Origin of the sequence: Macellibacteroides fermentans (assembly GCF_013409575.1) — a bacterium.
GTDB lineage: Bacteria > Bacteroidota > Bacteroidia > Bacteroidales > Tannerellaceae > Macellibacteroides > Macellibacteroides fermentans.
The window spans coordinates 528410-548195 of sequence record NZ_JACCCY010000001.1 but is presented as its reverse complement, the minus strand read 5'-3'; the positions used below and the strand labels follow the sequence as shown (position 1 = coordinate 548195).

General features: G+C 45.1%; 12 protein-coding genes. 9 read left to right on the top strand and 3 right to left on the bottom strand.

Features of this window, described 5'->3' with window-relative positions; all coding sequences use genetic code 11:
• The first annotated feature begins 36 nt into the window (after positions 1-36).
• Together F5613_RS02245 and F5613_RS02240 are read left to right on the top strand one after the other, a co-directional pair.
• Positions 37-2337: a hypothetical protein gene (locus F5613_RS02245; protein ID WP_179398516.1), complete on the top strand. Its 2301-nt coding sequence runs from the start codon at positions 37-39 to the stop codon at positions 2335-2337.
• A gap of 43 nt (positions 2338-2380) precedes the next feature.
• Positions 2381-3466 (top strand): 6-bladed beta-propeller, encoded by a 1086-nt coding sequence (locus F5613_RS02240; RefSeq protein WP_179398515.1) that lies wholly within the window; start codon positions 2381-2383, stop codon positions 3464-3466.
• Between the two features lie 24 nt (positions 3467-3490).
• Here the strand turns inward: F5613_RS02240 and F5613_RS02235 are convergent, their stop codons facing one another.
• A complete protein-coding gene (locus F5613_RS02235; RefSeq protein ID WP_179398514.1) occupies positions 3491-4654 on the bottom strand; it encodes an IS4 family transposase in 1164 nt (387 codons plus the stop codon).
• A gap of 119 nt (positions 4655-4773) precedes the next feature.
• Between F5613_RS02235 and F5613_RS16595 the strand changes: the two genes are divergently transcribed.
• The 4 genes from F5613_RS16595 (at position 4774) to F5613_RS02220 (ending at position 9952) form a co-directional block, all read left to right on the top strand.
• Positions 4774-4908 (top strand): hypothetical protein, encoded by a 135-nt coding sequence (locus tag F5613_RS16595; protein ID WP_262890343.1) that lies wholly within the window; start codon positions 4774-4776, stop codon positions 4906-4908.
• A gap of 737 nt (positions 4909-5645) precedes the next feature.
• Complete coding sequence (locus F5613_RS02230; RefSeq protein ID WP_179398513.1) at positions 5646-8126, top strand: TonB-dependent receptor domain-containing protein; 2481 nt, start codon at positions 5646-5648, stop codon at positions 8124-8126.
• 45 nt (positions 8127-8171) lie between these two features.
• Positions 8172-9194, top strand: coding sequence for a sensor histidine kinase (locus F5613_RS02225; RefSeq protein ID WP_179398512.1), 1023 nt, complete (start codon positions 8172-8174; stop codon positions 9192-9194).
• Entirely contained in the window at positions 9191-9952 is a 762-nt protein-coding gene (locus tag F5613_RS02220) for a LytR/AlgR family response regulator transcription factor (RefSeq protein WP_179398511.1), read from the top strand. The genes F5613_RS02225 and F5613_RS02220 overlap by 4 nt, the downstream gene beginning before the upstream one ends.
• 326 nt (positions 9953-10278) lie before the next feature.
• On the opposite strand, the gene F5613_RS02215 is transcribed toward F5613_RS02220, so the two are convergent.
• Positions 10279-13416, bottom strand: a complete 3138-nt coding sequence (locus tag F5613_RS02215; protein ID WP_394353426.1) for a GH92 family glycosyl hydrolase — start codon at positions 13414-13416, stop codon at positions 10279-10281.
• 10 nt (positions 13417-13426) lie between these two features.
• Positions 13427-14335, bottom strand: a complete 909-nt coding sequence (locus F5613_RS02210) for an AraC family transcriptional regulator (protein ID WP_179398510.1) — start codon at positions 14333-14335, stop codon at positions 13427-13429.
• A 99-nt stretch (positions 14336-14434) separates the two neighbouring features.
• Here F5613_RS02210 and F5613_RS02205 point away from each other — a divergent pair, with 99 nt between their 5' ends.
• From F5613_RS02205 to F5613_RS02195, 3 genes are read left to right on the top strand one after another with little or no spacing between them, the layout of a single operon-like run.
• The gene (locus F5613_RS02205) at positions 14435-16180 is read left to right on the top strand and encodes a class I mannose-6-phosphate isomerase (protein WP_179398509.1); all 1746 of its coding nucleotides are present in this window, start codon (positions 14435-14437) and stop codon (positions 16178-16180) included.
• Between the two features lie 17 nt (positions 16181-16197).
• The gene (locus F5613_RS02200) at positions 16198-17298 is read left to right on the top strand and encodes an ROK family protein (protein ID WP_179398508.1); all 1101 of its coding nucleotides are present in this window, start codon (positions 16198-16200) and stop codon (positions 17296-17298) included.
• 24 nt (positions 17299-17322) lie between these two features.
• Complete coding sequence (locus F5613_RS02195; RefSeq protein ID WP_179398507.1) at positions 17323-19698, top strand: GH92 family glycosyl hydrolase; 2376 nt, start codon at positions 17323-17325, stop codon at positions 19696-19698.
• Positions 19699-19786 lie beyond the last annotated feature (88 nt).

Here is a 19786-nt window from a genome sequence, read left to right as displayed (position 1 = left end):
TTGCTATCTATTTTAAAGAATAATATTGTTTTAGCCATGAAAAAACTACTGATTTGCCTATTTTTAGTGTCTTGCTTTAAGCTTTGTTATACGCAGGAAGTGAATGGCCTGATTCATTCGTTTAATGAGTATGCCGGCTCTTATCCTGTGGAAAAAATCTATCTTCACCTTGATAAGCCTTACTATGCGGAAGGAGAGATTATATACCTCAGGGCTTACTTAACGAATATGCATCTGAAAAAGGATATGGATGGTAGTCGTATTATATATGTGGAACTTACGGATCAAAAGAAGCATACGGTCCGCCGCATTGTATTACACTCGGATAATAATGAGTTTGCCGGACAAATTGAACTTCCGGATTCCCTTCCACCAGCAAATTATCATTTAAGGGCATATACCAACTGGATGCGTAATGCGGGGGAAGCGTATTTTTATCACCGGGATATTACTGTTGGAAGCTCGTCATTAAAGGCACAAAATCTCTCAGTAGATTCAGATTTCGTGGTTGATTTCTTTCCCGAAGGAGGCGTTCTTCTTAAGGGTATGGAAAATAAAATCGCATTTAAAGTATTGGGCAGCGACGGATTCGGAAAGGATGCCCGGGGCATTTTGCGGGATGATACAGGGAAGGAGTTGCTCCAGTTTCAAAGCGAGCATTTGGGGATGGGGAGTTTCGTTTTTCTGCCCGAACAGGATCGCACTTACACGGCTTCGGTTGAATCGGGAGGCAAAACGAAATTGTTTCACCTGCCTTTAGCGGAAGAGGGGTTGACAGTTTCGGCTACCCAATCGACCGATTCAATCTGCTTAGTAATCAGATCAACCCAGATTCAGCCTGAACAGATCAGTATTATCGGCCAGTCCCGGCATTCGGTATGTTATGCGTTGGACGGTATACGAAGGAAAGAAATGGAACAGGTTGTTATACCGAAGAATAAATTTCCTACGGGAATTGCCGTGTTTACCCTTTTCAAAGAAGGTACTCCAGTAAGTGAGCGGCTTATTTTTATAGACCGGAAGGATGGTTTGAAAATAGAGATGGTTCCGGATAAAAACGAATATGGTGACAGGGAAAAGATCCGTCTGGCAATGAAGGTTACGGATGAAACGGGTAAGCCGGTGGAAGGGAGCTTTTCGTTGTCGGTGACAGATGATAAAGTTGTTTCTCCTTCGATTGATGTGCATAACATAAAAGGCTCTCTTCTGCTGGAGGCCGATTTAAAAGGCTATATAGAAAATGCAGGGTGGTATTTTGCGGGTGATGAGGCGGAACGGATGGAGGCTCTGGATTTGTTACTCAGTACCCAGGGCTGGCGGCGCTTCTCTTGGCAGGGGATTGCCACTACACAACAAAAACCGGTTTATCCGGTGGAAAAGGAGTTTCAACTCACCGGAAAACTTATAAATATGCTTGGTAAACCAATCAAAGAGGGATCGGTAATTCTATTCAGCAACAACAAAAGTATGATTCCCGATGCCGCGAAAACCGATGCCGGTGGTCGTTTTGGTTTTATAGGTTTTGATTGTCCGGATACAGCATTCTTTGTTTTACAGGGAAGAAACAAGCGTAACAACCGTACGTTTCTGGATGTGAAGATTGATTCAACCGACAATCATGCGCAGCTGAATGTTATTCCTTTGTCGCCGGTCTCTCATTCGGCAGCCTTGCCTCATTCGTACATTAAACAGGCCGGACAACATCGAAAGTTTGAGAAAAGTATGTGGACCATCAATCTGCCGGATGTTGAGATTAAAGGAAAGAAGATGGAGGCTGAGAAAGAGGATAAGATCCGGCAGGGAATGTTTAGTTATAAAGTAGGCAGAAACGAATTAAATAATAAAATGCCCCTGAAGCATGAGTTAAGTAGACTTCCGGGAAGCGGTGCCATTTGGATCGTTGATGGCGTAGAAACTGATAAGGAAAGTATAAAAGATATGATGGAAGCTCCGGCTTTATATATCGAATCGATTGAATTGGTTTCGCGTACAGGACTTTCTCTTTGGGGAGCCAGGGGAGCAAATGGAGTGGTTATAATTAAAACCAGAAATCCCATGGATATTATCCTGTCTTCCGAGATAGCGCCTCCGGGATTGGTTAGTTACAAACCGGAGGGGTATTGTGTGCGTAAAGAGTTTTATGTACCCGCTTATGATGATCCGAAAATCAAAGGGAGTTCTACACCCGATTTAAGGACAACTATTTATTGGAACCCGGTTGTTACAACCGACAGCGAAGGTAAAGCTACAGTTGAGTTTTATTCGGCTGATGCGGTTACCTCTTATTCCTACATAATGGAGGGAATGGGTGAGAACCGAATTGGATATGCACGGTGAAGTTTATTTGTTATCTATTTTAAAGAATAATATTGTTTTAGCCATGAAAAAACTACTTTTCTTTTTATCCTGTATTTCGGCCCTATTTTCTTGTGGAGAAACGACGAAACAAGAAGTCAAATCATTCTGGGATCAATGTGATGTTATCGCAAAGCGAGAAGTTATCAATGGTGACACCGTAATTGTATGTGATTCTAAATTAGTCAAGCAAAAAAAGAATATCCCTTTGAATTTATTGGTTGATAGTATTGAGGTTATCAAAATGGATAATAAAAATGAAGAAGCACTAATTAGCAAACGGTTTGTTCATACCTATTTTACAGAAAATTATATAGGAGTAACTGCCTATAGCTATTTTCCAATGAAATTATTCCGTAAAGACGGAACTTTTTTGCGCCATATCGGAGCCATAGGACAAGGTCCGGGTGAATATACCGTAATAGATGCTATAGACATGGATGAAAAAAACGACCGGATCTATATATTACCTTTTAGTACCGATTACATATTGGTTTATGATTTTAAAGGGAATATATATCCCCGCATAAAATTAGCTGAAAGTCTGCTTTATGGTTCAACTATAAAGGTTTACGGAGACAAAAAACAGGTGTTGGTTACCAAACCGATTAGTCCGGATACTAATTATTGTGTATGGATTCAGGATTTTGAAGGAAATCTGATTCAAGGGGCTAAAATGTCTGACTACTATAAAGATGTAACCTCGTTCAGTGAATCAACCATCACCCGTCTTCGTACAGATGCAGTCGAATTGTTCAGATTGGGAATTCCTAATGGAAACGAGTTTTTGTATCATTATGATATTCCTAAAAATCGTTTAGAGCCGAAGTTTATGGTAAATGGGGATGATTTTGATTGGAATATTATACATGAACTACCGCATCAATATATTGTTCAAAAATGTCAGAGAATTGGGGCTGATGATGATGAGCTATTTACACAAAAAATAATAGTCGATAAGAAAACATTAAGAGGTTGTTATTTTGACGGATTTGAAACATCATTCGGGCTTATATATGGTCAATATAGTATTTTATATGCGATGAATGGTCCTTCCTTTAGTATAATAGATTTTAGTAGTAAAGTAAGTGAATATATTCAAAAACACTAGTGTCCCATTAAAAATGGGACGTTATTAATAATTAAATAAACTTGGTCCATTTGGTCCAAATCGTTCTTTGTCATTTTGAAATTTAGTTTTATCAAAGAGGTCTCGAAGAAGAGTTTTATCAGTCAATGAAATGCTTAATATTTGAAGAACTTCGTATGTACTTCTATCCAGTTGCATATCGTGTTGAACGATTGCCACCAGGCAGTATGTACATATGGCTGAATAGATTTGAACCCGGACAGCATTTTCGGTAGTACCCCAAAACTTCTTGATTTTGAGGTGCTGCTTCAGCCATTTGAAAAACAACTCTACTTGCCAGCGGTTCTTGTAAAGTTCAGCCACCTGAAGAGCAGAAATGTGCATCGCATTGGTTAGAAATACAAACTCTCGTTTTTGTTCTTCATCCCAGTATCTTACAAGCCGGAACTGCTCGGGATAGTATTGCTTGGGATAAAAACCAATCAATTCGATTGTCACATCTGAAAGTACATTCTTGGGAAGTCTGCGTTTCCATTTGATGGATTTGTATTGCAGGTTTTTCTTTGCCCTGACAACGAAGAATGCGTCAATCTGATGAACTTTATACAACATCTTAAAATTGTTATAAGCCCGGTCAAAGATGTAGTAAGAGCCAGATTCATAAGGGATTTCTTTCATTGCCTTTGAATCGTGTACTGCCGCTTCAGTGATATGAATGAATGCAGGTATCTGTGTTTCCACATCGTATAATGTATGTACTTTAATACCACCTTTTTTCTTGCGGAATTTTGCCCACCAGAATACGGCCAGACACAAATCAATGGTTGTCGAATCGAAGGCATAGATGTTCCCTCCGAGTTTAAAGATTTCCGTGGCTCGCTTTTGTCTTGCTTCGTTTATCAGGTAGTAGGCATACTCTTCAAAGATGTGATAGTCTCTATCTTGATTGGCTCTTGCCAGAGATGATCTTGATACATTCCTTCCTATTCCCAAGTGATAACATTTAGAGTGATGGGCATCAAGAGCGATAATCAAATCTCTCAAACTTTCACGATTGGAGAGTTGTCCGAACATCAAAGATAGAAGTTGATTCCAACAAGTGAAATGCTTGATGTAACGATTCCCTTGGAACTTGTTGACAATACGTCGGAACTTATCTTCATTCAGAAATGAGATCAACTGGGCAAACACATATTTCTCTTTATTCATTGCAGCCTTTATTATGGGCTGCAAAGTTATCAATTGAAATCGTCTCGCTCGAAAAACCTCTATAACTAACTAAATTTCAGATATTTCAAAGAACTATTTTAGATTTTAATGGGACAGCAATGATTCAAAAAATTAAAGAAGAATCCCTCACTTCAACACAAAAACAAGAATTACAGAAGCTGAAATCTATTATCGCAGAAAACGATGCTAACGATGAATGCAGTATTCTTTTTAGAGGAAAATTTAAGAACTAAAAATGGAGGGAATGGGTGAGAATAGAATTGGAAATGCGCGGTGAAGACTAAGTATTTATCCTGTAGTGTCTTATTACTTTCTAAACGAAGATCTAATTTTTTCATAACTATGATTTATTCGTTTGACAATTGTTGATCTTGCGTTTGACATATGTTGAACGCAAAGTCAACAATTGGATAACTTGCATTCAACATATGTCAAACGAATAATTGTTCGTTGAGCCGGGATTAGTTTGTCGTATGCATTGGAATAGTTCCCAATAGGGAAAGGATTAGTTGCCGGTTGTTGAAATATGCAGAAGAGGCATGGGGATTATGCTGGAGTTGTTTCCCGGGGGGCCGACTCCTGTTTAGTATTGGTCAGGGGGCGAGGGGTGAATGCGGGAGCGCTTACGACTTAATTGCCCGTTATCGCCAGATGTTCCTATAATGAAGATTTTCATACTTTGTGTATTGTCCATATCCCAGTACAGAACCAAAATTTTAATTTTCATTACAATATTCTATAGATTAAGAATTGTCAACACTATTTAAAAAAATGAGCTGTTAAATCTTGATTAAGCTCCGGTATGTTAGCTAAAAGACGTAATATTTCTTCAAAAATTGATTTGATAAGTACCACAATTTATCGAGAAATTGCGTGTTGTTCATCGCACTCTGTGCAGGTGTTCGTCTAAAAAACACTTGAATATAGATGTGCAAACAGTAAGTTTGTTCTATTATTAAAATAGCAGAAGATGAAAAATAAAGTTGTTTTTGTATTTATAGCCTTGCTTGCTGTATTTTTTTTTCCTGTTACTGCGAATGCGCAGATAACATTACTTCGAGGTGTATTATTGGATTCACTCACCCATGAGGGAGAACCTTACGCAACTGTCCGGATTACCAATAAACACAAACCGGACAATCCGGTGGCGATGACGGTAACTGATATGGACGGCAGATTTGAACAATCACTGACCGGTAAAGGAGAATTCACTATTTTGTTCAGTTCTGTCGGGAAAAGTAATGTAAACGTGCCCTTCACCTTAAAAGGCGACTCGGTGGTCAATCTTGATACACTTTTTATCGCAGAGGATGTAAAACAGTTGAAAAACGTCGAGATCGTGGCCCAGAAACCATTAATCAAGATGGAAGTAGACAAAATGAGTTATAGTATTGCCGATGATGCCGATGCAAAATCGAATTCATTACTTGACATGCTCCGCAAGGTACCCATGGTTGCGGTTGATGGTAACGACAACATAACAGTAAACGGCAGCAGTAATTTTAAAGTCTTCGTTGATGGAAAACCAAGCGTGATGCTTAGCAGCAATCCTTCGGTTGTACTTAAAAACATGCCTGCGACCAGCGTAAAGAATATTGAGGTTATCACCAATCCGGGAGCTAAGTACGATGCAGAAGGAGTTGGAGGTGTACTTAACCTGATTACAAATAAAGTATCCGGAACAACCAATCCGATGAATGGCTATAACGCAACTCTACGAGGTATGGCAAATACCAAGGGCATAGCCGGGGGTATTTATGCAAGCATTCAGCAGGGTAAACTTACAATGACTGTTAATGGGAATGTAGCCGACAGCAAGATCAAGAACACAAAGACCGAAATAAGCAGGGAGCAGTTCGACTCTTCGGGTAATTCGTTTATGGATAACTCTCAGTTGGGCAACACCAATTTTAAAATAAAGATGGGCAATCTGACCCTTGGCTATGAGATAGATTCTATGAATTTACTTTCCGCGTCATTTGGTCTAATGGGATTCGGTACTTATGTGAACTCTTTCACACAAACCAACATGAGTGGAGGAAATTATGGGACAGGCTTTGGCTATATGGGTAGCTCTGACTCAAGGGGAGATCGTTATTCCATTAACGGGAACATCGATTTTCAGCATTCTTTTGCAGGGAACAAAGACAGGATGCTGACTTTATCTTATTTAGTCTCATCCACGCCCGACAAAACAAATACGTACAGTTTGTTTGATGCGACTGATGAAAACAGTTTCCTGAATTTAACCGACCGTTATACAGATGCACACAAAAACACATTAGAAAATACGTTTCAGCTGGATTATTCTACGCCTTTAGGTATTGGTCAGATTTTAGATATGGGGATTAAATATATTATGCGTAACAATTCTTCCGATTCCAAATATTATGTAAATAAAGAGGACGCCTTTGAGTATGTAGCCGACAATAGCCTCAACTACAAGCATTATAACGACATAGTGGCCGGGTATGCCGAATACAGTGTGAAGGTGAACCGCTGGAAGTTTAACGGTGGATTGCGTTATGAGTATACCTGGCAGGATGTGGAATATAAAACAGGTCAGGGTACCGACTTTAAGGTAAAATACGGTAATTTGGTTCCGTCTGCCAATCTTTCGTACAAAATGAACGAGAGTCAGAATTATGGGTTGACCTATAACATGCGAATCAGCAGACCGGGTATTGGCTTCTTGAATCCTTACGTGGACAAATCCGATCCTACTAGTATATCGGATGGTAACACAAACCTGAAAAGTGAAAAGGCTCACAATCTGAGTTTAGTCTACAACTTGACAACACCGGTTTGGATGGTGAATCTAACCTTACGACAGAGCTTATGTAACAATGCCATTGAAAAGTACAGTTTTTTCAAAGACAATCTTCTGAATACGACTTACGATAATATTGTGGAAAACCGTCAGACCGGACTAAACACTTTTGTTAACTGGAATGCAGGCAGACAAACCCGTTTCACACTGAATGGAAGTGCATCGTATGTAGATTTGAACAGCATGGAATTGGGTATTTCGAACAGTGGCTGGCAAGGCAACCTAATGTTGGGCTTTCAGCAAACCCTTCCCTGGGATATTCGTTTGAGCATGAACCTGATCAGCTCGACGAAGCAATACAACCTGCAAGGATGGTCTACTGGCTTTAATGCCATGATGGGAAGTTTGTCGCGCACTTTCTTGAAAAACAAACTGAGCGTTAGTCTGTCGGGTATGACCAGCCTGTCGAGCAATGGTCTCGAACTAAAGTTGTACGCCAAAGGAAAAGAATATATCAACCGCTCGATTGTTACCCTACCATTGCGTAACCTCGGTGTAAGCATCAGCTACACGTTGGGTAAGCAACAATCCAATAAGAAGACAAAACGTACAATCAGCAACAACGACGTTAAGAATGATGATTCTCAGACTGAGAGTATTGGAAATATGTTGATTTATTGATATGGATTCAAAGTAAATGAGTATTTTTGACAAAACTTCGTAACAATGACATACTCGGAAAAATATATACATCTTATCATTATACAGATTCTTATCTGGTTGTCGTTGTTAATAACTCCTGCATGTATTGAATTTGTATCTAATCAGGACATTGGAAAGGCGTTGAATGCAATCACGGTAACAGGCAAGTTTGTTTTACCTTCGGCCGTTCTCTATTTTATCAATTTCTATGGATTTGTGCCCTATTTGCTGTTCCGGAAACGGGCAATCCTGTTTTATCTGGTTAATTTTCTGGCTATTTCGGGTATTCACCTGTGGCTGTTCACCCCCACCTTTCAGTTACAGGAAAACTGGAAGGTAGCTTTCTGGTCGCTGGCCGCAGCCTCCTTTATTATCAACATCGTGTTTGTGGGGTGTGCAACAGGTCTGCGTTATATTGTTCGTTGGAACGACCTCAATGTAAGACTAAAAGAGGAGAAGCAAAAGAGCGCTGAGGCAGAACTTGCCTTTTTAAAGAATCAGCTGAATCCGCACTTTTTGTTCAATACGCTGAATAACATTTCCAGTCTTGTTCAAATTGACGCAGACACAGCACAGGATAGCATAGGGCAATTGAGTGACTTGCTACGGTACACCCTTTATGATTCGAATCAGACACAGGTTCCTACTGAAGGAGAGGTCGAATTCATGAATAATTATATCAATCTGATGAAATTACGATGTAACGAAAAGACAACAGTGGATGTAGAGTTGCAACAGCCGCCCAAGTCGGGACAGATTGCCCCGCTCCTCTTTATCTCTTTGATAGAAAATGCGTTCAAGCACGGAGTAAACAGCAGAAAAGAATCGATTATCCGCATCCGCTTCGGCGCTCAGGGTGAACAACTTGTTTTTACCTGCGAGAACAGCTATTATCCTAAAACGCAAATGGACCGTATAGGTTCGGGCATAGGTCTGGAGAATCTGAAGCGTCGTCTTGAATTAACCTATCCCGATTGCTATCAGTATGTACAGGAACTACGGGGCGATATTTATTTTGTACAAATAACCCTTCAAAATTGCTTATGATACATCTTACATGCATGGTTGTAGACGATGAGCCGCTTGCCATCAAATTGCTGGAAAATTACATTATTCGCACCCCATATCTCAGGCTGACAGCTTCTTTCAGCGATCCAGTACAGGCTCTCTCTTCTTTGCTGGAAACACCTGTGAATATCCTTTTCTTAGACGTTCAGATGCCGGACCTAGACGGGCTCAACCTGTCTGCTATGGCGCCCCATGCAACGAAAACAATCTTTACTACAGCTTTCAAGCAATACGCTTTTGAAAGTTACGAGGTGAATGCGCTGGACTTTTTGTTGAAACCCATCAGATACAATAAATTTCTGAATGCAACGGAAAAAGCAAAACAATGGTTCGAACTTGTTTACGGAAAAGAGCAAGGGATCTCTGCTACATCGTCTGTTACTCTTGTACCCGGGCAAATCTCCGAACAAAACAGCATCTATGTCCGTACCAACAACCATCTAAGGCAGATTGACTTCTCTCAAATAGTGTATGTTAAAGGATTGAAGGATTACGTATACATCTATTTGGAAAACGAAAAAAGAGCCCTGATTACTCATCTCACCATGAAAGCAATGGAAGAAATGTTGCCTTCTAACCACTTTATGCGTGTCCATCGCTCATACATTGTAGCTCTTGACAAGATAAAGTCGGTAGATCGCAATAACTGCATATACCTTAGTAATGAAGTAATCCATGTGACAGAAACGTATAAAGAAGCATTTATCGCGTACTTGAAGGCTAAAATTCCGTGCTAAGGTCCGCTTACCCAACAATATATTTACTTTTGGGTAGTAAGGATATAGCTTTATCACCTAATAAGACAACAAAAACATACAAATGGCGATAAGGGGTATCTGCAATAATGGATTGAACCGATTTGATTTTTTTTACAAAGTGAACCGTCTATAAACAATTAAAGGATGTCATCCCGACATCCCCTAACCAAACTTTGTTAACCTTAAATCTAATACTATTATGAAAAAACCACGATGCAAAGATACAGCCATCCAAGGTGTTTGTCAAGTCTTTTATCTATAAAACATGTTAAACAACATAGATGGCTGTTAATTTTAGCGGAAATTTATTCAATTCCCCACATTTTATTGGGTTGAGGTCCCATTTCGAGGATTAAAGAACCTCCCTTTAGCAGCTCGGCGGCAGGGAAGTGGAACGTTTGCAACGGCTGACCGTTTAAGGAGGCACGCTGTACGTAGATGTTTTTGCGGGAAACACCCCGTGCCTGAATGGTGAATTGCTTCCCTCTTCCGAATTGTTCTCCCAGATGAATCACACACTTTTCGTAAAGGGGACTGGCAATTTCGTATACCGGGTTGGTACTACATCCGCCGTCTGTCTGGAAAAGTCCCAGCGATGCCATTACAAGCCAGGCACTCATCTGCCCCTGATCTTCGTCGCCCAGATAGGCATTGGCCTGCCCAACTCCGTAGTAACGCTCTATGATGGAACGACTCCACTTCTGCGTGAGCCAGGGTTTGCCTGCCCAGTTGAAAAGAAAGGCAAAGTGCATGGATTGCTGGTTGCCTTGCACAACGGGGTAGTCCCAGTACTGGTCGTTGGGGGCATTGTAACGCCAGGGTTCGCTGGCCTGAAATCCCCATTCGAGTCGTTCTACAAAACGATCTTTTCCTACAGCGTTTACCAGAGCGGGTACATCCTGCGGCACAAAGTAGGTTAGCTGCCAGGCATTGCCTTCCACATATTGTTCGTTGGCTCCGGAGCGGAACGGATCGAAGTCAGGCACCCAGTTCCCGTCGCTGTTGCGCAATTGGGCATAACCGGTTTCCGGATGGATGGCATTGCGCCACCACGAACCTCTTTGGGAGAATGTTTTGTAATCGTCTTCTTTACCCAAAGCTTTAGCAAACTGGGCTACTGTCCAGTCGTCGTAAGCATACTCGAGGGTGTTGGAAAACCTTCCTTTGTCGGCCGGCACAAATTGGTGTTGAAGATAGGGAAGCAGGTCGCGGTTGCCGGCATAGCCTCCGCATACAGGCTGACTGGGGGTTGTCTGCATCTTCTTAACTGCTTCGAAGGCTTTATCGGCATCGTAGCCTCGTATTCCCATTTGGTAAGCTCCTACAATGAGGGGGATCTCGTGTTCGGCCACCATTACAGGTATGTATTCCATCCCTGCAGGTCCTTTAGCCAGCCATCCGTTGGCATCGTACATGGCGAGTTGCGATTTCACCCACCGGTTGCTCCATTCGGGTGTTACCAGATTCCAGAACTGATTGAGGTTCCAGAAAGTATTCCAGAATGCATCGCAGCCCAGCGCCCGGTCGTCGGGATTGGTGAAGCGTCTTACCTGCTCGTCGGCCGAAACCCACTCGCCGTTAACGTCGCTCCATGTATTTCTACTGCACAATGCCCGGTACATATTGGTGTAAAAGCGTACCTTTTCCATCCGGTTGTCTGTGCTTATCTCGACGCGCCCCAGCAGATTATTCCATACCTGTTGCTGGTTGTTACGTACCGCCTGGAAGTTCCATCCAAAGGGTTTGCTTATTTCCGTTTCGAGGTTCAGTGAGGCATTGGCGATGCTTACCAGCGATATACCCGAACGTGCCTGCACTACAGGATTGCTGCGTGTGTCGAACTGAAGCCATACGCCCCCATCACGTATCTCTTTAGCCGAAAGATGATCCGTTATCCGGTGCTGTCCGTCTGCCCAGCCTCCCATGGATTGGATGGGTTGGTCGAACTCTATTACAAAGTGAACAATGTAGGCCTGATCGGCATCGTGGCTCCATACATTTTTGGATAGCTGGTTGCTGTATCCTTCGATGCGGGTGTCGCTTACCTTGCGTATATCTATCTCGCACAACTGATAATCGTATTCGGTGGGGATATGTAGGTCCACCAATACCCGCGAACTGTCACGCTTGGAAGGAAAGGTGTATCGTTGAAATCCGCAGTGGGTGGTTGCGGTAAGCTCGGCCAGGATATCGTAATCGGTCAGCTTCACCTTGTAGTATCCCAGCGGAGCCTCTTCGGTTGTTTTGTCTATGCGCGAGCGATACCCCGAATCGGGATCCATCTCGTCTCCCATAACCGTCTGCAGTTTCCCGTTGGTGGGCAACATACCCAGTCCCCCCATGGTCCATTCGTGAATGTGACTAAAACAGCCGATACTCTCGAAGGTGGGCTGATAGCCTGCCTGCCAACCGGCATTCTGGTTGTCCGGACTGAGCTTTACCATTCCGAAGGGCATCCACGGACCGGGAGCGATCATCCAGCGCGAATGTGCCGTACCGATGCGGGTATCTACATATCCGGCCAGAGTTTGCAATGGTTGGGGCGAGCGGTTTACTTTTCCTTGCTGTAAGACCTTTCCATTGCACATCAGCTGGTAGTTGCTTGTTAAGGCTTTCTTCACAGCGGGCATGGGGATTTCGAGCAGATACCGGGCGGTGTCCAGCAGCTGACTGTAGATCTCTTTCCCGTCCAGCCGGAACGAAATGCGAGGAGTTCCCTCCAGATGCTCCAAATCTGCCAGAAAAGGTTGAAAATTCTTGCCGTCGCGGTGTATCTCATAGTCGGCAACCTCCGTATTACGTATAAAAACCGGTTCAGGACGGGTTAATCTGGTTCCGGCAGGAGCCTCCAGACGGATGTGGTCAAACAAAATCCACGACCCTTCCAGTACAGATAATGTGATGCTGTTACCCCCTTTTTTTAGGGTTTCGCCCGGGATAGGGATCTCGAGTGTGCGGCCGGATGTGCTCTGCAGCTTGCCTGCAATCGATAGGTCGCTTGCTCCGGCGGGTAGCTGGAACTTTTGTGACTGGTTGTTGATGCTTACCTTCAACAGGGGCGGTTTCTTTACGGCATTGTCGGCCACAACGATTATCAGCTTCCAGGTTCCCTGTGCCGGTATATTGTCCAATCCGAAAAGGATGTTGGATTCGTGTGTACGCCAGCCTGCAGTGCTCCAGGTGCCACCCCATTCGTCGGCCGGTCCCGGTATTACATAGGGAAAGGATCTGGAGGCGGTATCTTTTTCGATCAGGAAATAGCGGTCTTCGAACCCGAAGTCGGCTTCCAGGTAACTTTTATATTTGTCGGGACCCAAAGCCAGATCGGCCGTGGAATGGTCGGCTTTCCCAATACTCCAGAGGATATGACCGCCATCGGCAGCCTGGCAAAAAGTACAGGGAAGCATGGTCGACAGCAAAACGGATAAGAAGATGTGTTTCATCGTTGTATTATTATTCTGTTTGACTTGCACTATGTTCCGATTCTTTTGCACGGTATGCCGAGGGAGAGATACCCATAACCTTGGTGAAAAGCCTCGAGAAGTAGGCCGGCTCTTCAAAGCCCAGCCGTAAAGCGATCTCATTCAGCTTCAGATTGGTAAGCTCGATGTATTGGCAGGCCTTCTGTATTTTAAGCCGGATAAAGTAGTTGATGGGCGACGAGCCGGTCTCCTTCTGAAACAGCATGGAGAAGTGAGACGGCGAATACTTGAAGTAGGCCGCCAGTTGCTCGAGGGTAAGGTTGTGGTCGATGTTCTCCTGCATGTAATGGATTACCCGCGACGAGAACGGATATTCACGGTGGCTCGGTATCTTGTAGTGCCGGAATTGTTCCAGCCACAGGAAAGATCCCATGAAAAGATACAGGCACATGGAAGAGTAGCTCATGTATTCTTTGATATAGCCCATGGAGAAACAGCTGTAAATCTCTTCGAATAGTTGGGTGCGGTCCTGCAACCTCGAGTATTCTCCCGGCAGGATGGATACCGGATTGGGATGCTGCGGATAGAAGCTGGCACTCATCTTTCCCCTGAAATGGAGCCAGTAGATAGTCCACGGATCTTTCTCGTCGGCCCCGAAAGCATAGGGTTCGTTGGCCGGGATGATGATGTACTGGTTTTGTTCGATCCGGTACTCCTTTCCTTTTATCCTGTACCATCCTTTGCCGTCTGTACAGTAGATCAGCATACTATAGTTGCATCCTTTGTCTTTTTGTACAAAATGGTACTTCACCTTCGGAAAAAATCCTATCTTTCGTACGTACAGGTTGCCTATAAGCGGATCCTTACTGTATTGAGTAAGCAGCTCCTCGGGCAGGGAGATGGAACGTTCGCCTTTAAATCCTTCTTTGATCTTTATCATTATAGTATCGTAAGATTGTATAAGTAAATCGGAACAAATGTACTTCCCCGGGTTGGATTTACGAAATACCTTTGCAAAAAAAAATGATATACGTGTAAAATGAGAAAAAGTGATTATGATAAATATCCGTCCACTTCGGTTAACGGATCTCTTTGGGAGGGATGGGATGCCATCCTGAACCAGATAAAGATGGATTTGTCCCTTCAAAACGGAAGGCATGTGCTGGTGGTGGAATGCTATCAGGGGGTGCATCACAAAGAGCTGCTTGAACAGCTGGCTCTTTTGCCGGTGGACGAACGGGTGGATACGCGCGATCTTTTCCGCTCCGAAGAGGAGATAGAGGAGATGACGCGTCCGTTTCTGACCGACGACCGGTTGTTTGGAAGGCGTTCTTCTTTTTCGTACGCCGATTTTCTGGATAACAGCAAGGTAGAGGCTTTTCGCCGCCGACTGAAACAGTTACAGGGGGTGGTGCTTGTGTATGGACACGGTGCTGCCTGGGTGGCGGACCAGCCTGATACGTTGGTATATGCGGATATGGCGCGATGGGAGATTCAGCTTCGTTCGCGCAGGCACGAGGTTGAAGGTCTGGGCGTACGTAATAGTGAGGAGTCGCCTTCGCTTCATTACAAACGTGGCTATTTTGTGGATTGGATTGTATGTGATAATTTTAAGAAGCAATTGATTCCGCGGGTGGATTATTGGCTGGATACGCAGATTCCGTATCTTCCTAAGATGGTGGATGCATCTACCTGGCGGGAGGGGCTGACTAAAACAGTGCAGGGTCCTTTCCGGGTGGTGCCGTTCTTTGATCCTGCTCCCTGGGGTGGACAATGGATGAAGGAGGTGTGCGACCTTGATAAGGAACAGGCCAACTTTGGTTGGTGTTTTGATTGTGTGCCCGAAGAAAACAGTCTTTCACTGCTTGTAAACGGTGTACGTTTTGAAATGCCGGCAAATAATCTGGTGTTCTATAAGACGCAGGAGTTGCTGGGCGGACCGGTGGAAGCGCGTTTCGGTGCCGATTTCCCCATTCGTTTTGATTTTCTGGATACGATGGAGGGCGGTAACCTGAGTCTGCAGGTGCATCCTACCACCCAGTATATACGGGATACATTCGGTCAGTATTATACGCAGGACGAGAGTTATTATCTGCTGGATGCCACAGAAGAGGCTTCGGTCTACCTGGGATTGAAAGAGGGAGTGGATCCTGCTGAGATGGTTGAAGCGCTGCGTGCGGCTCAACAGGCAGGAGGTGATTTGGATGTGGATCGCTTTGTAAATAAATGGCCGGCGCGCAAGCACGATCATTTCCTTATTCCGGGCGGAACGGTTCACTGTTCGGGTGCCGGTGCAATGGTGCTGGAGATTAGCGCCACTCCAAGCTTGTTTACTTTTAAATTGTGGGATTGGGGAAGACTGGGACTGGATGGCTTGCCCCGTCCGATCAACATCGAACATGGAAAGAATGTAATAAAGTGGGAACGTACTACCGGTTTTGCCCGTAGGGAGCTTGTAAACCGGGTGGAACCGATTGCCAGCGGAGAGGGATGGACCGAAGAGCGTACCGGTTTGCATGAGAATGAATTTATAGAAACCCGCCGCCATTGGTTTACCGGCAAGGTGCTGCATCATACAGGTGGTGGTGTGAATGTGCTGAATGTGATTGAGGGCGACGAGCTTCTGGTGGAAAGTCCCCAACAGGCATTCGAACCTTTTGTGGTGCACTATGCCGAGACCTTTATAGTGCCTGCATCGGCAGAGAGTTATACGATCCGCCCCATCGGGTTATCAGAGGGTAAACGCTGTGGTACGATCAAGGCTTTTGTCCGTTTTCGCGAATAACTTTATAAATGGACAGTATGTATACTACAGATAAACGTATTGTAATGACACTGGATGCGGGGGGTACCAACCTGGTATTTTCTGCCATGCAGGGAGGAGTGGAGGTGGTGGAACCGGTAACCCTTCCTGCCGCTTCGCATAACCTGAATGATTGTCTCCGTAACATTACCGAAGGTTTCGAAACCATTCGCAAGGCGCTTCCGGAACCTCCGGCAGCCATTAGTTTTGCTTTTCCGGGTCCGGCCGATTACGAGGCTGGCATCATCGGCGACTTACCTAATTTCCCCTCCTTCAGAGGAGGGGTGGCACTGGGTCCCTACCTGAAAGAGGTGTTTGGTATTCCGGTTTTTATCAACAACGACGGAAATCTGTTTGCCTACGGTGAGGCACTTGCCGGAGCTCTGCCGCAATTGAATAAACGTTTGGCCGGGGCGGGGAGCATTCGCAGATACAGAAACCTGCTGGGTATCACCCTCGGCACCGGATTCGGGGCGGGTGTGGTGCTGGACGGCAGATTGCTTTTGGGCGACAACGGCGCCGGGGGTGATGTGTGGTGCCTGCGGAATAAAAAGTATCCCCATTGCATTGCAGAAGAAAGTGTAAGTATCCGTGCCGTTAAAAGGGTGTATCAGGAACTTGCCGGGGAGTGGAATGAGGAGTCGGCCCACCTTACTCCCAAAGAGCTGTTTGAAATTGCAGAGGGTGTTCGTCCGGGTAACAGAGAGGCGGCCATCCGTTCTTTTGCACAACTGGGGGAGATGGCTGGGGATGCCATTGCTCAGGCTATTACCCTGATTGACGGGGTGGTGGTCATTGGCGGAGGATTGGCCGGTGCTTCCAGATACATTTTGCCTTCCCTGATAGCTGAGCTTAACAGTTCCTTGCAAATGATGGATGGAACAACCGTGAACCGGTTGCAGATGAAGGCGTTTAACTTGGAAGAAGAGGATCAGTTTGCCGTGTTTGCTAAAGGAGAGGCGGTAAAAATAAGGGTTCCGGGTACGGATCGCCAGATTGATTACGATCCTTTTAAACGGTTCGGAGTGATGATTAGCAAACAGGGCACCAGCCGTTCGGTTGCCTTGGGTGCCTATGTCTATGCCCTGGATCAGTTGTAATACTATCAGATAAATAAACTAATTATGAAATACAATCGTCTTTTTCTTGTTTCCTTTTTAGCAGCTGCTTCAAGCTGGCTTTTACCTTTTACTGCCGGTGCCGGCAGTCCTGCTAACAGTTTGAAGGTTGATGCCCGTTCTCTTGCACAATACGTTGATCCGCTGATCGGGACTGCCCATTGCCGCTGGTTTCATTTTACTCCCGGTGCCCGACCGTTTGGAATGGCCAAGCCGGCTCCGTCCACCAATGGTCACCTTGGTAATAAGTGGGGATGGGAGGCAACGGGTTGCGATTACCGGGATCAGTCCATCGAAGGTTTTCCCTGTTTACATGAATTCCAGGTGGGCGGAATTGTTTTAATGCCTGCTGTTGGAAAGCTGGTGACTGTTCCGGGCCCGCTGGAGATGAATGCTCCGGGGTATCGTTCCCGCTTCGACCGCAAGGACGAGTTTGCTACTGCCGGATATTATTCGGTGTTGCTGAAGGATCACGGAGTGAAAGCCGAACTTACGGCTACTCCACGGGTTGCATTTCAGCGTTACACCTTTCCTGCCGGAAAGGAGAGCCGTATCCTGTTTGATATCGGGAACCGTCAGGGTGAGAGCGGGGCTGTAGAGGATGCGGAAGTGAAGCTTACCGCCGACGGCCGCATTGAGGGTTGGGTGCGTACCTTGCCCGAATATGTGAAAAAATACCAGCCGGATGCATCGGTCACTATGTATTTCTCTGCTGTAACAGATGCAAAGCCTACGGGTTACGGTACCTTTAAAGGTGCGGTTGTGAGCAGCGGCAGCAGGGAGTCGGCCGGAGTGGGTGCCGGTCTGTATCTTACATTCCAGACCAAAGAGCAGGAGGCTGTTACGGTTAAGGTAGGTCTTTCCTTTACGTCGGTCGCCAATGCCCGACTGAATTTGCAGACGGAAGCGGCTTCGCTTTCCTTCGATAAGGCGAAACAGGAGGCTGCTGATCAATGGGAGGAGTATCTGGGCAGAATCAGGGTGGAAACCCCCAACCGCCAGGATAAGGTGAAGTTTTATACCGGTCTGTATCATGTGTTGCTGGGACGTGGATTGGCAAGCGACGTGAATGGGGCTTATCCCCGTAACGATGGGTCGGTGGGACAGATTCCATTGCTTAAGGGAAAGCCGAAGCACAATTTTTACAACACGGATGCAGCTTGGGGTGCACAGTGGAATCTGGCTCAGGTATGGGCATTGGCTTATCCGGAGTATTATTCGGATTACATCAGCAGTCACCTGCTGGTTTACAAAGATACCGGATGGCTGGCCGATGGAATTGCCTGCAGCCGTTTTGTTTCCGGAGTGGGAACCAATCTGCTGAGTGCCATTCTTTCCGGTGCATATCAGTGCGGCATCCGCGATTTCGATGTGAACCTGGCCTACGAGGCTTCGCTGAAGAATGAGCTGGATGGCGTTGACCGCCCGCTTGGTGCGGGTAAGGTGGATACGGATCTGTTTGTAAAGTATGGCTATGTTCCCCACCAGGAAAAAGGTGATGGTCCGGATGAGGCTTTTATGTTCTCGGCTTCACATACCCTGGAGTATGCCTACAGTGCGTGGACAGTGGCTCAGTGGGCCGGACAGTTGGGCAAGACGGATGATTACGCTAAACTGATGGATCTTTCTAAAGGATGGGAGCGGATTTACGACGACTCACTCAACTTTGTCAGACCCAGAAAAGCGAACGGAGCCTTTGTGGATGACTTCGATCCTATGCAGGTGTGGAGAGGCTTTCAGGAGGGAAATGCCTGGCAGTATACTTTTTATGTGCCTCACGATGTAAAGGGACTGGTATCCAAAGTGGGTGCGGATGTCTTTAACCAGCGTCTGGACAGTATCTTTACTGTTTCGCGGAAGTTGATTTTCAGCGGAGGTAAAGAAGTTGGTGCTTTTGCCGGACTACAAACGCTTTACAATCATGGAAATCAGCCGTGTCTGCATATCTCCTGGTTGTTTAACGAAGCGGGGCGTCCTTCGCTTACCCAGAAGTGGGTGAGGGCTATCCTGGATGAGTTTTACGGCGTGGAGGGGATTCACGGATATGGATATGGACAGGATGAAGATCAGGGTCAGCTGGGTGCCTGGTATGTAATTGCTTCGCTGGGACTGTTTGATGTAAAGGGGCTGACTGATACCGAGCCTTCGTTTGCGCTGGGCAGTACGTTGTTCGACAAGGTTACCATTAAGCTGAACAAGAAGTATTATAAAGGTGATGAGTTTGTAATAAAGGCTGCTAATAACAATAAACAAAATCTGTACGTTAAGCAGTTCCGGTTAAATGGGAAACCCTGTAAGGACACTCGTATCCCGTTCAGTAAAATTGTTTCGGGCGGATTGCTTGAGGTGGAAATGCAGGATACGCCTGTGGATCGTTATTGATGATACAAAACAGAAATACGCTTTAATTATCATAAAGGAAAAGGAGTAGGTCAGATTTCATACTTGGTTTTTCTACTTATTTCATTAG